We start from the raw sequence: 14,341 nt of genomic DNA on the forward strand, positions 1-14,341 counted from the left end.
TAGAGCATCTCCCTTTTAAGGAGAGGGTCCTGGGTTCGAGCCCCAGACTGGTCACAAAAAGTTAAGCAATAAAAGCTTAACTTTTTTTTTTATCTTTACTTATCTAAATGCGCACGTGGCGGAATTGGTAGACGCGTCAGCTTGAGGGGTTGATGGACATTAGTCCGTGGAAGTTCGAGTCTTCTCGTGCGCACTTTCTTTTTTATTAAAAACGACATGATTTCTTTTATTAATTTTTAGTTCCATGAATGAGTTTATAAATTATATAAAGCAATATATTAACCTTTCTAAAGAGGCTGAGAAAGATATATGCAACTTAGTATTAGTTGAAGAAACCCAAAAAGGACACGTCTTATTAAGAGAAGGCAAAACTTGTGAGCGTTTATACTATTTAGTAAAAGGAACCCTTAGAACCTATCACTATCAAGATGGAAAGGATATTACGTATTGGATATATCCTGAAAACTCTATTATTTCTTCATGGCATAGTTATATTTTACGCAAACCTGCATCTGAATATATAGAGACAACTGAAGATTCTACATTAGTGTCTTTAAGCTATGATCAATGGCAAGAACTATATTTAAAACACCCAAAGCTAGAACGCTTCGGAAGACTCATTTTAGAAGAACAAATGTCAATGATTGATGATTTCTTTAAAGGTTATTATTTTTTAACTGCTAAAGAAAAATATGAACTTTTAACTACTGCTTTCCCATCCGTTACGCAACGCGCAAACTTAGGTCACATTGCTTCTATGCTTGGCATATCTCAAGAAACTTTAAGCAGAATTAGAGGAAAATAAAATTCCCGCTTTGCAGCAGGAATTTTAAACCAAATCAATCAAAAAAAATCAAATACTCAGATTTAGAATACTCTTACAATATTAAATCCAAAGAATACATCTTCAAACCATTTTCCTTCTGCATTACTAATAAAACCAGGTTCGTTAGTAGATTGTGCATTAGAAAATAATAACTGAAAAACATGTCCTCCTGTTTCAATATCTAGTCCAAAGGTTAGGGGATTATTATAAATAGAGTTTTTGTGTCTGCTAAAATTATAAACGTAATCTACATTTACAGACATACGCTTACTAACCTTCATTCGTCCACCAGCACCTAATGCAATTTGGTTGTGCTTTTGAAAAGGTTCTAGTACTAAATTTTGCCTAACAAAAGTTGGAGCTAATTCAAAAGAAAAGTTATTACTAAATCGTCTTGAAATTAATAACTGTGCTGCATAGCTCATTCTATCTCCAAACTTTAAAAAAGGATATTGTTCTTTTCGAATATCTGTTCTAATATTAGTAGTAACATAACCAGTAACATTTACAGGAAAATCTTTAGTTTGACTTTTTAATTTAGCTTTTACATGGGCAGAATATGTTTGTCTTATAGATTCTCTTGCAAGACCAACTTGAATGTTATCAAAGACACCGTAAACCAATTGTATTTTTGTATTCGCATTATCAAAACCAAAAAAAGTTGTTAATCCATCCTTTAATGTACCAAATCTATGAGACACGTACATGTATAAATCGCCTTTAGAGGCTACTTTAGTAGATTGTAAGTTACCTATCTTCATTGCTTTAAAAGCAGGTTGCTCATAAGATTCTTCTTTTACATCCGCTTCTAATTCGCTTAATAAATCGTCCTGAGCAATTAAAGAGTTAAAACTTAAAAATATAATAGAAATGGCTAGTAAATAATTTTTCATCAATGTGTTATTTAATAATAGTTTTGTCTAATTTTATTTCTTCTAATAGATCGTCGTAACCTATCATTCTTCCTTTAATGGTAATCGTTTGCTTTTCTTTTAATGCTTCTACAGCAGTCGCTGTTTCTAATTGGCAATAAATACTACTATCTATTGTAATTCCCTTTTTATCAATAGAAGTAATTGTGCCTGTTAACTCTACAACAACATCTTGCCATAGAGAGACATCTTCCTTTACTTTATCTAAAAAAACATCTGATGTGCCAGAAAACTTTACTTCTAGCTCATTTATGCTTTTATGTGGCTTATAAGCATACTTATATGCAGAATATGCTCCAAGAATAACTAGTCCTAAAATCAATAAGGTTATTTTACTTTTTTTCAATGAGCTCATAGCAAAACTTTATATAAATTGATTCAGCAATTTTCTTTCTAACTATACTCGGAATTTCAATATCAAAATCTTTTGGTGATACACTAAATTCTGAAGACAAAACGATCTTACCATCCGTATTTTTTATTTGAACAATCGATTCTATAGATTTAGTCTTTCCTCTAACTGTTAACATACCTTTTAACGTAAACTCTTTTTCAGTAGGTGTTAGACTCTCTATAGAAAAATCTTCAATCTTTCCTTTAAACGTAGCTTTAGGAAACTTGTCAGAATCCATATAGTTTTCATTAAAATGTTCTTCCATTAAAGCAATTTCAAAATGAAAAGCTTTAACAAAAAGTAACGCTGCTATATCACCTGTTTCTGTATTTAATATAGCTGTAGTACTTTCATTTTTAGCTTCAACAGGTTCAAAAGCTTCTACAGAAGCTTTAAATTCTGTTAAACCTGTTTTAGTAAAATATTTTTGTGCTGAAGCCATACTAGTTGCAACTATGGCTATGAGTAATATTATTTTTTTCATCTTATTATTATAATTAGTTTTCTAAAAATCCATCAGTCACCCATTTATCCATTATTTGTCTTAACTCTGGTGAAACTAATCCGTTTGGTGGCATTGGGTTTGTTGCATTATTCATACGTTGAATTAAACTTCCCATTTCTGCCGAAAAACGTGTGTTTTGATATGTGCTTAAATCTAATCCGCTCTGTGGTGCTGAGCCTCCATGACATGTAATACATCTGTTAAACATAATATTTTGCACATCAGATTGATAAGTCACTGTTCTGTTAAGAGGAGGTAATTCTTCAACTGTACCTTCGTCAATAATTGCAGTTGTACAGCTTTGAGACAGAGTAATCGTTGTGATCGTTATGATTGTAATAAAAAATCTTTTTATCATTATATTAGTTTTGAACAGTTATATTATCTATAGTTATTTCTTGTTGTCCTTCAGCAGTAATAGTTATCATCTGTTGAGGATGAGTAAAATCTCCTTCAGAGATAAATCCATCTTCATTTACATCTGCTGTTACATTTACATAATATGTTCCTGGATGTAAATATGTGGCCAATAGGCTGTTTTCATTTTGAGATAATTCAGAAAACAGCAAAGTGGTATTGTATACTTCTAAATCTGAAACAAAATAACCAAACTCGTCTGTATAAGACTCTTTAGATAGATTGACGAATAGCGTCTTATTTTCAACATCAGGATTCCTAACAATATTTATTTGTAGGTATGCTAAAAATGGATGCTGGTCTATTCGCCAAGGATCACCAGATTCTTGTGCTAGTGTAAAAACATCGTTATTGTTTTCAGCTTGCGCTAAAAAAGTAGCAGAAACTGGTTCTGTATCACCAGGATTTATATATAAATAGTCTTCCATAAATCCATTAGAAAAATCCCAAGCCGGAACATTTTGAGGAAACCCAACAGCATCTGCAGCTGTTTGCGCTAGCTCAAAATCATTTAGTTTTCCTTTAAATGTCATGTGCCTCGATGGAGGTACAACCGTACCTAGTCTACTGGTATACGCATTCCAATACAAACTATCTTGCTTAAAGCGTAATTCCATGTACATCGTTCCTTTGCCACCAATAGCATCAACCAATCTATAATAATTACCATTATTATCTGATCGCACACTATCTAACACAAAATAACTTGTTCTATAAATACCATTTAATAAACCTCCATTTCGCGCCATAATGGTGCGCTTATTTTTAAAGTCGGTTACAAAAAATGAGGTTAGTAGATTTCCTAATGAACCACCTTCAAAAATACCATGTACTTGAGATGGTGAGTTGGCTCTATAATCCCAAGCAAAAAAATCAAAATCATCAGCAATTACACGATTGGTACCAACCCACTGTCCTTGCATTCGTTCGAGCAAATTAAATCCATTAACGTTTTCATTAATATCTACAGGATTGACTTCTGTTGGTCCTGTAGACTCTGGATCTATTGTTTCGTTAGGTCCTGCAATATTTCTAATATCATCAGACGAGCATCCAATAATAAATATTGATACTACTGCAAAAAAGGCTAAAAATTGAATTCTTCTATTCATAATTTAATTTGAGTTTTAAAATCTTACCCAGATTTCTTTTAATGGTTTATGCATTATATATGTAGTTATTTCTAAAGTGTCTTTGCTTAATAAGTTTAAAGTTGCCTTTTCATTTGAAGACTTTGTTTTTGTTGCTCCAGAAATAGCATCTATGTATTGACCACCTTTTTCTTTAAGATTATTAAAAAAGTAGTTTTTAGCCTCTCCTTCTTTATAGCTGTATACTGTTGTATCATCATTGTAATACAACACCAAGCCTTTTATACTATCATTTTCTTCTAAAATTTTGCATGTAGCTTTGTAAAAGGGGCTTTGCACTCTCCAAGTTCCCAATAATACATCTGCTTTTTGGGTGCAAGAAAGTGACATAATCAATAACAAAAGTGAGAGTTTCATTTTCATGTGGACAAATCTATTAGCGTTTTAATGATTCTTTTTTGACCTATATCAAAATCATCATTTAAGCCTACATTTTTGCTTTTTTGATTTAGGTCAAACCAAACTGTAAAATCAGACCTTAGATTTGTAGCCTACAAAAAACATGTACAAATGAAAAAATTAATGACACGTTGGAATATTGAAAACCCTTGGCAATTTATAGTTATCTTTTTTGTGTTTTCAATTACTGGTTCGTCTTCTGTTATGATAGGAAGGCCTTTCTTAAAACTTATAGGAATAACATTAGACAATTTTAATCCATTTATATATTACCCAACATTTATACTCTTTAGCTTTATTTTTTACCAAATATTTTTAGTCTTTTTTGGTTGGTTATTTGGTCAATTTCAATTTTTCTGGAATATGGAAAAGAAGATGCTTCGCAGGTTTGGAATAACTGTCAAAAATTAAAAGTAAAACGAATAGAGTATGAGAACTATTATTACTTTTATTGTCATTATGCTTTTCTTTTCGTGTTCAAAAGATAATGAAACTACTATTCCTGTATCAGATTCATATAGACTAGAACATGAAGGCCTACCAAACCCTAATTTACCAAACGATAATCCTCTAACTAATAATGGGATAGAATTAGGAAGAAAACTGTTTTATGAAAAAATGCTAAGTAGCGACTCCTCTATTTCTTGCGCTTCTTGCCATGTGCAAGCCAATGCATTTTCTGATATTAATCAATTTTCTATTGGTATAAATGGACAAACAGGATCAAGACAATCTATGGCTGTTTTTAATATGGCTTGGAACGACAATGAGTTCTTTTGGGATGGAAGGTCTCATACACTTAGAGACCAGGTTTTAATGCCTATTCAAGATCCTGTAGAAATGAATGAAACGCTTGAAAACGTTATCAGCAAATTACAATCTAATATATATTATGTGTCGCATTTTGAAGAGGTCTTTGGAGCTTCTGGTATTAACTCGCTAAATATCTCATTAGCCATAGAACAATTTGTACATTCTATTGTTTCTAACAAAAGTAAATATGATAGATATCTAAAAAACGAAGCTACTTTAACTCCATCTGAAGAAAGAGGTAGGCAATTATTTTTTAAAAGGTATGATCCATTAACACCAAATGTTGCTTTTGCAAATTGTGTGCAATGTCATGGAGGTCCAAATTTTGAAAATGATGATTACATGAATAATGGGCTTGATTTAGAAATTGACATTACAGATATTGGAAGAGCAAATGTTATAAATTCCTCAAGTAGTATAGGTGCTTTTAAAGTTCCTTCATTACGAAATATTGAACTAACACCACCTTATATGCATGATGGGAGGTTTCAAACATTAGAAGAAACCATAGATCATTATAGTGAAGGGATTAAATATTCTCCAACAGTAAACCCTACTCTATTGAGTATTTCAAATTTAGGACCACTACTAAATGAGCAACAAAAAGCAGATATTGTTGCCTTTTTAAAAACATTAACCGATTATGAGTTAATTACAAATTCAAAATATGCTAGTCCTTTTGAATAATATAATAAACCTCACTTATTCAGTATTTATATTTATCTTGTAGCTATGAATAACACTTTTAAATGGCGAACCATTACCGCACTTGTACTGATGTACATTGCTATGTTTATGAATTGGGAATGGGCTTGGGGAATTTTATTTTTGTTTTGGGTAATTCCTGATTTATTTTCTGGTGTCACCTATTTTATTGAGCCTATTTCAAAAAAAGAAAACACAGCACTTTATTGGGTTATTATAATCAGTTGGATTTTAATGGCTTTATATTCTTTCTCGACACTCTTTATTGACTACGAACAATTTTATTATTAAGTCATCTTTCAAACAATTCTTTTAGAAAATCCCTTTGTTTTTTTATCAAATCAATGTTCACATTATAGAGATATAATACCAAAAACAAGTAACGAAACAAAAAGGTTAGAATTGAATAACAATAAATTTAGACACTACTATAAGTACTTATTGTTTTTAATCTAAACATATTTACGACTAATTTGACATAAATCAAAAAGCTTCATTTTTCAATTCAACAACTCGTCTTTTGACCTATGTCAAAAGAAAAGATGGTACTTCATCAGACCTTTGTATCATATTAATTTCTTAAACAATTTATGATGAAAAAAATAATGATTTTCGCAACAGCTTTGATGATAAGTTTAACTGCTTTCTCACAAGACAAAAAAATTAAAATTGGTGCTTTTGGTGCAATTCCTATGGGAGACACCAAAGATGTATCTAAAACAGGATTTGGTATAGATGCCACTTATTTAATTGAAGTATCAGATAAATTTGACTTAGGGTTTACTACAGGGTTCTCTTTCTTTGCAGGTAAAAAAGTTAAAATACTAAATAACGATAACTCTGTAAGTACTTTAAAATATGCTAATGCTAAATATATTCCTATAACAGGAGCTGTAAGGTTTAACGCTACAGACAAACTTTATATAGGAACAGATATTGGATATGCTATCGGAATAGGTGATGATGTAAAAGGAGGTCTTCATTACAAACCACGAATTGGTTACCAAATTACAGATCTAATTGGAATAAACATGTCTTATACAGGATTAAAAGTAAAAGGAGGTACCTGGAAAACACTAAACTTTGGAGTAGAGTTTTCTTTATAACATTTCCCACTTCAATATAAAGCCAGAGATACACTCTGGCTTTTTGCGTCTAAAAAAACTAATGATTATGACAACACATCAATACTCAATCAAAGCCATTTTTAAACGGTTTAAATGGAAAATTTCAATTACATTTTCTATGTTGGTACTAGAAAATATTTTTAAAGTTCTACAACCTCTAGTTTTAGGTATTGCCATTAACGACCTTATCAATAAAAGCAATGATGGTTTATGGATGTTTTGTTTACTTTATGTTGCAGGCTTTTTTATTGGAGTTATAAGGCGCTATTTTGATACAAGAGCTTATACATCTATTTATACAATAATAGCTTCTGAAATGGTTGCTATTCAGAATCAAAAACAAATTTCTGTATCAACAATTGCGGCCAGAAGTGCTTTAATTAAAGAGCTTGTAGATTTTTTTGAACACGATATTACACAAGCATTTGCATCACTTATAAGTGTCATTGGAGCTTTAATAATGCTAGCACTTTTCGATTGGTGGATATTTGGTGCATGCTTAGTAACTATTCTTCTCATTTTTATCATTTATACATTAAGTAATAAAAAAATTTATAACTTTAATATTGGTTTAAATGATGAATTAGAGCATCGTGTTACTTTGCTCGAAACTAGAGCTCAAGTTGGTATTGTAGCCCACTTTAGAAATATCGCAAGATGGATGGTTAAAATGTCTGATCTCGAAACCTTAAATTTTGGAATTATTGAAATTCTTCTTTTTGTACTCGCTATTTTTACTTTATATGTCTCGGCAAGTGCTGCAGAAGCAACAGCAGGAAGCATTTTTTCTATTATAACCTATATTCTAGAATTTTCTAATGGTATTTTTATGTTACCAATAGTATTTCAACAGCTCATTAGATTAAAAGAAATAAGCCATCGCTTAAAATCAATTTAAAGTTTATGAAAAAATGGAAAACCATATTGGCTTTAATTTTAATGGCAATTGCCATCTATTTTAATTGGGATTGGTTTTGGGCAGCCTTTATTATGCTTGGATTAATTCATGTTATTAGAAGTGGTGAAATTCATTTTGTTGAAGCTATTAAAAGACAAGAAACACCAAAACTATATTGGTTTATGGTTGTGGTTTGGTCGCTTTTAGCACTATACTCAATCTTAAACTATTTAAACATTTTGACGTAGGTCAAAAGTAATCTCTGCCATAAGACTGATCTTTGTACTATAAATACTGATAAAGGTCTTTATTACCAAAAACAACACTTTAAATTTCATTTATTGTATAAATTATATCGTTATGAGCAATTCTAAATTACTTATTTATAGCTTAGCAATCATAGCAACAATTGCTGGCTCTGCACATTTAGCCGCAAACTTTTTTGATTTCAATCTAATTTATTCTGAAACAGTAAACTATTGGTTTTACATTATAAATGATTTAAGTCTTATCTACATAATTATACCTTTCTTTTTTATTGAACTTATACGTTATGGTGTAATAAAAAAATTAGGAAAAGATGTAGTTCTAGATTCTGTAGCAAATGTTATTACGTTTGGCGCTTTTTTAATTGTTGAATATGGCTTAGGCTTACTTGCTGTTACAAAACTATACTTCTGGATACACAATAACTTTAGTTTACCACATTTACCATTAAATATTGTTACTGTTTTCTGTGCTATTTTATTGGCAGATTTTGCATACTATTGGGATCACAGAATGATGCATCGTATAGGTATTGGTTGGGCTACACATACTGTTCATCACAGCTCAGAACATTTTAACATGTCTGTAGCATATCGTTTTGGTCCTTTAGATGCTGTATTTCCACTTTTATTTTCATTACCAATAGTAATGCTAGGTTTTGACCCAATATTAATATTACTATCTGAGGTATTTGTACAAGTGTTTCAAACACTACTTCATACAGAAATAATAGGAAAATTACCAAAACCTATAGAAAAAATATTTAATACACCATCTCATCATAGAGTACACCATGGATCTAATAGGCAATATTGGGACAAAAACTATGCAGGAATTTTAATTATCTGGGATCGTATGCTAGGCACCTTTGAGCCAGAAGTTGAAAAAGTAGTTTACGGTATATCCGAACCTTTAAATAGTGTAAATCCTTTTAAGGTTTTCCTTCACGGCTTATACCGTTTTTATAAGCGCTTAATAACCGTAAAAGGATTTAAAAACAAATTATTACTATTTATTAAACCACCAGATTGGAGTCCTTCTGATAAATAAGTTGTTGCTTCAATAAAATCATGAATTTCATTGAAACAATGAGAGATTTCAAATTACCTTATAATCTGCCTTTAGCAAGAGGGTAATTATACTAATAACATCTTAAATTTAATAAGTCATGAAAGTTTACTTAATTAAAGCTTCAGCAGGAAGTGTATACTCAAAGTATAAAGCAGATACAGGTGGTCCTCCACAGAATATTTTTTCTGCTGCAGGTACTACGCCTAGTCATATAGAAATTGAAATGTGTGATGAAACTATCGGAATGAAAACAGATTTTAATTCTACAGCAGATATTATTGCTATTTTTATGTCTACTCCAGATGCATTAAGAGCTTACGAAATTGCAGATAAGTTTTCATTGCAAGGCAAAACTATAGTGCTTGGTGGTCTTCATACGCATTTTATGAAAGAAGAAGCAAGTGAACATGCAGATGCTATTCTTCTTGGTGAAATAGAAGGGATTTGGGAACAATTGCTTAATGATTTTCAAAAAGGAACACTAAAAGAAAGTTACCAAAGAGATACTGTTTTCGATCTAAAGGATCTTAAACCATATCCTACTCATATAATTCATCCCAGACGCTATGACTATACATGGTCGGTAGTAGTCTCAAGAGGTTGTCCTTTTAAATGTGATTTCTGTTTGGTGCATAAATTTTTCAAAAATTATCAATTGCGCCCAATTGAAAACATTGTTAGCGAACTTAAAGCCTTAAAGATTATTGGTGTAGAATGGGTAGAATTACACTCGGATAATTTAACTCAAGATAAAGAATATGCAATCGCTCTATTTGAAGCAATAGCTCCATTAAAAATGAACTTTTTTGGAGAAACAACAATTATGATTGCTAGAGATGAACGCTTACTAGCTGCTGCACAAAAAGCAGGTGTTAAAACCTTACTATTTGGTATAGAAACACCAAGTGAAAAAGCTCTAAAGGATCAAGGTAAAGCATTTGTAAAGCCCAATAAAGTTAAAGAATACGTAAAAATTATAAAAAGTTACGGAATAGAAGTTGTTGGAGATTTCTTGTTTGGATTTGATGCGCACGACATCAATATTTTTCAAGAAACATTAAGCTTTGTTAGAGATATAAAAGCCGATAAAGTATATCCACATTTAGTAATTCCTTTTCCAGGATCAGATACTTTTAAAAAGCTTAATGATGAAGGAAGAATTTTAACAAGAGACTGGTCTAAATACGAAGGTAGTAATGCTGTGTTTCAACCAAAGCTTATGTCTCCTAAAGAATTAGAAGAAGGTCTTTGGTGGTTTTGGTATGAAAATTCAAGCCTCATTGATAAAGTAAAATATATGTTTAATTAAAAACTACAATTATGAATATTTGGTTTTATATAGGAATTGGTTTAATACTATGGGTTTTATATGATCTGTATTATGGTGTTACATGGACACATCGTCCCGTGTATAGAAAATATGAGCCTATTGGCTTGTTACTGTTATTTGGTTTACCATTGCTATAACTACAACGCTAGCTGGTCTAGGCTGGTTATAAATGACATTAGCAAATAGTTAATTGATGTTAACAACATTATAGCTTCGTAAGGTTTTTGATATATATCAAATGTTAAAAACGCATTATATTAGATATTTGTTCTATAAAACAATTTGTATGAAACGTATTAAAATTAAATCCATTATAATTTTTATTTCCTTACTTTCCTTGTCTTGTACAAAAGACACTAACCAAATTATTGGTATTTGGCAAGTAAAAAATGAATATGTAGAAGCACGTTATGAAATGATAGAATATGGTAACTATTATTTTGGAAAAATACATTATTATAATGATGGTAACGTTGAGTACAAAGGTTCAAATAAAGAAGAAGATTATTTTATCAGCGATGTTGCTTTTAAAGATAGTACTTATGTAAATGGCTATATGCAATATCCTGACGGAAAAACAAGTTCAATTAATTTTGATTTTATTGATCATAACAACATAAAAGTGACCACAAATTATGATGGACAAGCATATTCTGAAATTTGGAAACGAGAAATTAATGGAAAGGTTGCTGATTTTGAAGAAAAAAATATTGTAAATGAACAAGATAACAACTCTAATAACTCATTAACAAAACAGGCTTCTAAAGACAAAACTAGCCAAAAACCTAAAAATAAAACTAGTCAAAAATCTAAAGATAAAATCTTAGGTACTTGGGAAATAAAAAATGATTATTATCAAGCCATTTATGAAATAGAAAAGCTTCAAGGAAAATATATAGGTAAGATTCATTATTATAATGATGGAACAATAGAACATGTAGGAAAAAATAAAGAGAGTGATTATTTTTTAGCAGATGTCGAATTTAAAGACAACACATATGTTAATGGAAAAATGTACTTGCCAGATAGTAGTTTTTACAACGTAATTTTTGATTTAATAAACACAAATTCTTTAGAAGTAAAAATGACTATTGAAGGACAACCTTACGCTGAAACTTGGAAGAGAAAAACTAATTAAACACATCTATGAATAAACATAAGAACATGATGCACGAGCTTCCGGTTGAAGCATATACATCTCAAGAATGGTTTGATTTAGAACAGAAACATATATTTTCTACTACATGGCAGTTTGCTGGTTTGGTTGAAGATGTATCTAATCCTGGCGATTATATTTCTGTGCAAGCTGGCCTCAATAATATATTCATAGTTAAAGGTCGTGATAACCGTTTACGAGCCTTTCATAATATGTGTCGTCATAGAGGTACACAACTCTTGCGTGCTGTTGGTAAAAATCAAAAAGCAATTACTTGCCCTTATCACGATTGGACGTATAATTTAGAAGGTAAACTTGTAAGCGTTCCTAAAAAAGAAGAAGAAGAATTTCCAGACTTATATAATAAAGAATTACATGATTGCGGACTAAATCTTCATGAAGCTTCAGTAGATATTTTTAAAGGTATGTTATTTGTCCATCCAGATAAAAATGCACCAAATATAATAGAGTTTTTTGGTGAAGTAGAACCATTTCTTGGACCACATATTCCTGAAGAATTAATTGAATATCAAGAAAAAAAAGAAGAACCATTTTACAGTAAAGAGATTAATGCTAATTGGAAAATCATTGTAGAAAATTATATTGATCATTACCATTTAGCCCATTTACACGAAGGCACATTAAATATGTATGACCATGCTAAAGCTGAATTTGGTTGGGCTGGACCACACTATTGGTTTTACGAACCTTTAGTTGCAGAATATTTAGCGGATGTAAAAAACGCAGCACCTTATCCATTAATAGATAAAATGCCAGAAGATAAAATGGGTGCTTACGTCCCTTGGTTATTTCCAAACATTGGTATTACTGAAAGCGAAAGTGCTTGGAATACCTTTCATGCTATTCCATTAGCACCAGACAGAACCTTAGTTGTTATTCGCTCAAAAACTATGAATGTAAGCGAGTGGGAATATGCCAAGCAAGCCACAAAATCTGCAATGAGTAGTGTATGGAGAACCATAGGTAACAAAGGTAAATATGAAGGTGATGCCAGTGACCCAATGGCATCTGGCGATTTTATGAAAGAAGATATTTATGCTTGCGAACAACAACAAAAATCTTTAAGCTCACCACTATTTAGTATTGGTGCAAAAGCACAAAAAGGTGAATATGCAGTAAGCAAATTTCAGAGTGTTGTAAAAGAATGGATAGAAAAACATAGAGATGATGCCTAAATTCTACCAACTAAGAATACAAGATGTAAAAAAGGAAGCACAAGACTCTACGTCTGTTGCTTTTGATGTTCCAAATGATTTGTATGAAACATTTAATTATAAAGCAGGTCAATACTTAACATTAAGGTTTAATATAAACAGAGAAGACGTTCGTCGTTCGTATTCATTGTGTAGCTCTCCAGTTTTTGAAGAGCCATTACGAATTGGTGTAAAACGTGTTAATGGCGGGTTAGTTTCTAACCATATTAACGATAATCTTAAAGTTGGAGATTTAGTAGAAGTAATGCCACCAGATGGTCGCTTCTACGCAGATACAAAAAAAGAAAATTACAAAACCTATTATCTATTTTCAGCGGGAAGTGGTATTACTCCTATCCTATCTATATTAAAAACTGTATTATTAACTGAAAAGCGCAGTTTTGTGCACATGATATATGGCAATAGAAGTCATGATTCTATTATGTTTAGTACTGAATTAGAACAGTTACAAAACGATTATAAAGATAGATTTGTATTAGTACAAACCTTGAGTAGGCCAAAAAGTAAATGGAGCGATTTATGGACGACATCTAAAGATAATTCCTTTAGAAAAGGACGCGTAGATACTGAAGCTGTAGAATGGTTTATAAATGAATATCCTCCTTATGCTCAAAATGCTGAATATTATATCTGTGGTCCAGGAACCATGATTGAAAATACTAAAAAAGCATTAAAAAACATTGATGTACCAGATGAGCGTATTTTTATAGAAAGTTTTGGAGGCAAGGATTCAAAAGATACTACTGAAGCTTTTGAAAATGCAAAACTCACAGCAATTCTTAATGGTGAAACTATTCAAGCTTCTATTCCTAAAGGAAAAACCATTTTAAGAACTCTTATTGATGCTGGCAAAGAACCTCCATATTCTTGTGAAGGAGGTGTTTGTTCTACTTGTATGTGCAAATTAAAAACAGGAAAAATTCATATGAAAAATAATCTTGCTTTAACTGACAAAGAGGTAGAACAAGGTTATATTTTAAGTTGCCAAAGCATTCCATTAACAGAAACTATTGAGGTAGAATACAAATAAAATAAGACCTTTTTCGCTTTTTATTTTTGAGTTATGAATTAGGTTAAACTAGCTAATTATCTTGAACTCCTTTCATCATTTTTTA

The 14,341-nt window shown here is 31.1% G+C and carries 19 protein-coding genes and 1 tRNA gene; 14 read left to right on the forward strand and 6 right to left on the reverse strand.

Annotated features, from left to right (window positions below):
* Nucleotides 1-109 precede the first annotated feature (109 nt).
* Nucleotides 110-193: transfer RNA gene (locus AAC053_RS11430), tRNA-Leu, on the forward strand.
* 51 nt (nucleotides 194-244) lie between these two features.
* On the forward strand, nucleotides 245-805 hold the full coding sequence (locus tag AAC053_RS11435) for a Crp/Fnr family transcriptional regulator (RefSeq protein ID WP_339756590.1): 561 nt from the start codon (nucleotides 245-247) through the stop codon (nucleotides 803-805).
* A 62-nt stretch (nucleotides 806-867) separates the two neighbouring features.
* On the opposite strand, the gene AAC053_RS11440 is transcribed toward AAC053_RS11435, so the two are convergent.
* Genes AAC053_RS11440 through AAC053_RS11465 form a run of 6 tightly spaced genes read right to left on the reverse strand, consistent with a single transcriptional unit; the run spans nucleotide 868 to nucleotide 4,588 of the window.
* Entirely contained in the window at nucleotides 868-1,719 is an 852-nt protein-coding gene (locus AAC053_RS11440; protein WP_339756593.1) for a DUF5777 family beta-barrel protein, read from the reverse strand.
* Between the two features lie 7 nt (nucleotides 1,720-1,726).
* Complete coding sequence (locus AAC053_RS11445; protein WP_339756596.1) at nucleotides 1,727-2,080, reverse strand: hypothetical protein; 354 nt, start codon at nucleotides 2,078-2,080, stop codon at nucleotides 1,727-1,729.
* Nucleotides 2,081-2,090: 10 nt separating this feature from the next.
* The gene (locus tag AAC053_RS11450; protein ID WP_339756599.1) at nucleotides 2,091-2,636 is read right to left on the reverse strand and encodes a YceI family protein; all 546 of its coding nucleotides are present in this window, start codon (nucleotides 2,634-2,636) and stop codon (nucleotides 2,091-2,093) included.
* A gap of 13 nt (nucleotides 2,637-2,649) precedes the next feature.
* Nucleotides 2,650-3,015: a hypothetical protein gene (locus tag AAC053_RS11455; RefSeq protein WP_339756601.1), complete on the reverse strand. Its 366-nt coding sequence runs from the start codon at nucleotides 3,013-3,015 to the stop codon at nucleotides 2,650-2,652.
* A 4-nt stretch (nucleotides 3,016-3,019) separates the two neighbouring features.
* The gene (locus tag AAC053_RS11460; protein ID WP_339756604.1) at nucleotides 3,020-4,186 is read right to left on the reverse strand and encodes a hypothetical protein; all 1,167 of its coding nucleotides are present in this window, start codon (nucleotides 4,184-4,186) and stop codon (nucleotides 3,020-3,022) included.
* 15 nt (nucleotides 4,187-4,201) lie between these two features.
* Entirely contained in the window at nucleotides 4,202-4,588 is a 387-nt protein-coding gene (locus AAC053_RS11465) for a hypothetical protein (RefSeq protein WP_339756607.1), read from the reverse strand.
* A 147-nt stretch (nucleotides 4,589-4,735) separates the two neighbouring features.
* Here AAC053_RS11465 and AAC053_RS11470 point away from each other — a divergent pair, with 147 nt between their 5' ends.
* From AAC053_RS11470 to AAC053_RS11525, 12 genes are all read left to right on the forward strand, one after another.
* A complete protein-coding gene (locus AAC053_RS11470; protein WP_339756609.1) occupies nucleotides 4,736-5,035 on the forward strand; it encodes a DUF6787 family protein in 300 nt (99 codons plus the stop codon).
* 18 nt (nucleotides 5,036-5,053) lie between these two features.
* On the forward strand, nucleotides 5,054-6,124 hold the full coding sequence (locus AAC053_RS11475) for a cytochrome c peroxidase (protein ID WP_339756612.1): 1,071 nt from the start codon (nucleotides 5,054-5,056) through the stop codon (nucleotides 6,122-6,124).
* Nucleotides 6,125-6,169: 45 nt separating this feature from the next.
* Nucleotides 6,170-6,433: a hypothetical protein gene (locus tag AAC053_RS11480; protein WP_339756615.1), complete on the forward strand. Its 264-nt coding sequence runs from the start codon at nucleotides 6,170-6,172 to the stop codon at nucleotides 6,431-6,433.
* Between the two features lie 302 nt (nucleotides 6,434-6,735).
* Entirely contained in the window at nucleotides 6,736-7,248 is a 513-nt protein-coding gene (locus AAC053_RS11485) for an outer membrane beta-barrel protein (protein WP_339756617.1), read from the forward strand.
* A 67-nt stretch (nucleotides 7,249-7,315) separates the two neighbouring features.
* Nucleotides 7,316-8,167 (forward strand): ABC transporter six-transmembrane domain-containing protein, encoded by an 852-nt coding sequence (locus AAC053_RS11490; RefSeq protein WP_339756620.1) that lies wholly within the window; start codon nucleotides 7,316-7,318, stop codon nucleotides 8,165-8,167.
* Between the two features lie 5 nt (nucleotides 8,168-8,172).
* Nucleotides 8,173-8,415, forward strand: coding sequence for a hypothetical protein (locus tag AAC053_RS11495; RefSeq protein WP_339756622.1), 243 nt, complete (start codon nucleotides 8,173-8,175; stop codon nucleotides 8,413-8,415).
* Nucleotides 8,416-8,527: 112 nt separating this feature from the next.
* Entirely contained in the window at nucleotides 8,528-9,484 is a 957-nt protein-coding gene (locus AAC053_RS11500; protein WP_339756626.1) for a sterol desaturase family protein, read from the forward strand.
* Between the two features lie 118 nt (nucleotides 9,485-9,602).
* Nucleotides 9,603-10,814, forward strand: a complete 1,212-nt coding sequence (locus AAC053_RS11505; RefSeq protein ID WP_339756628.1) for a radical SAM protein — start codon at nucleotides 9,603-9,605, stop codon at nucleotides 10,812-10,814.
* 11 nt (nucleotides 10,815-10,825) lie between these two features.
* Nucleotides 10,826-10,972: a hypothetical protein gene (locus AAC053_RS11510; protein WP_339756630.1), complete on the forward strand. Its 147-nt coding sequence runs from the start codon at nucleotides 10,826-10,828 to the stop codon at nucleotides 10,970-10,972.
* Nucleotides 10,973-11,121: 149 nt separating this feature from the next.
* Nucleotides 11,122-11,973, forward strand: a complete 852-nt coding sequence (locus AAC053_RS11515) for a hypothetical protein (RefSeq protein ID WP_339756632.1) — start codon at nucleotides 11,122-11,124, stop codon at nucleotides 11,971-11,973.
* An 8-nt stretch (nucleotides 11,974-11,981) separates the two neighbouring features.
* The gene (locus AAC053_RS11520) at nucleotides 11,982-13,187 is read left to right on the forward strand and encodes an aromatic ring-hydroxylating dioxygenase subunit alpha (RefSeq protein WP_339756635.1); all 1,206 of its coding nucleotides are present in this window, start codon (nucleotides 11,982-11,984) and stop codon (nucleotides 13,185-13,187) included.
* The gene (locus tag AAC053_RS11525) at nucleotides 13,177-14,256 is read left to right on the forward strand and encodes a ferredoxin--NADP reductase (protein WP_339756638.1); all 1,080 of its coding nucleotides are present in this window, start codon (nucleotides 13,177-13,179) and stop codon (nucleotides 14,254-14,256) included. Before AAC053_RS11520 ends, AAC053_RS11525 begins: the two co-directional genes overlap by 11 nt.
* Nucleotides 14,257-14,341: the final 85 nt, after the last annotated feature.

The sequence above is a fragment of the uncultured Winogradskyella sp. genome (assembly GCF_963975125.1).
GTDB lineage: Bacteria > Bacteroidota > Bacteroidia > Flavobacteriales > Flavobacteriaceae > Winogradskyella.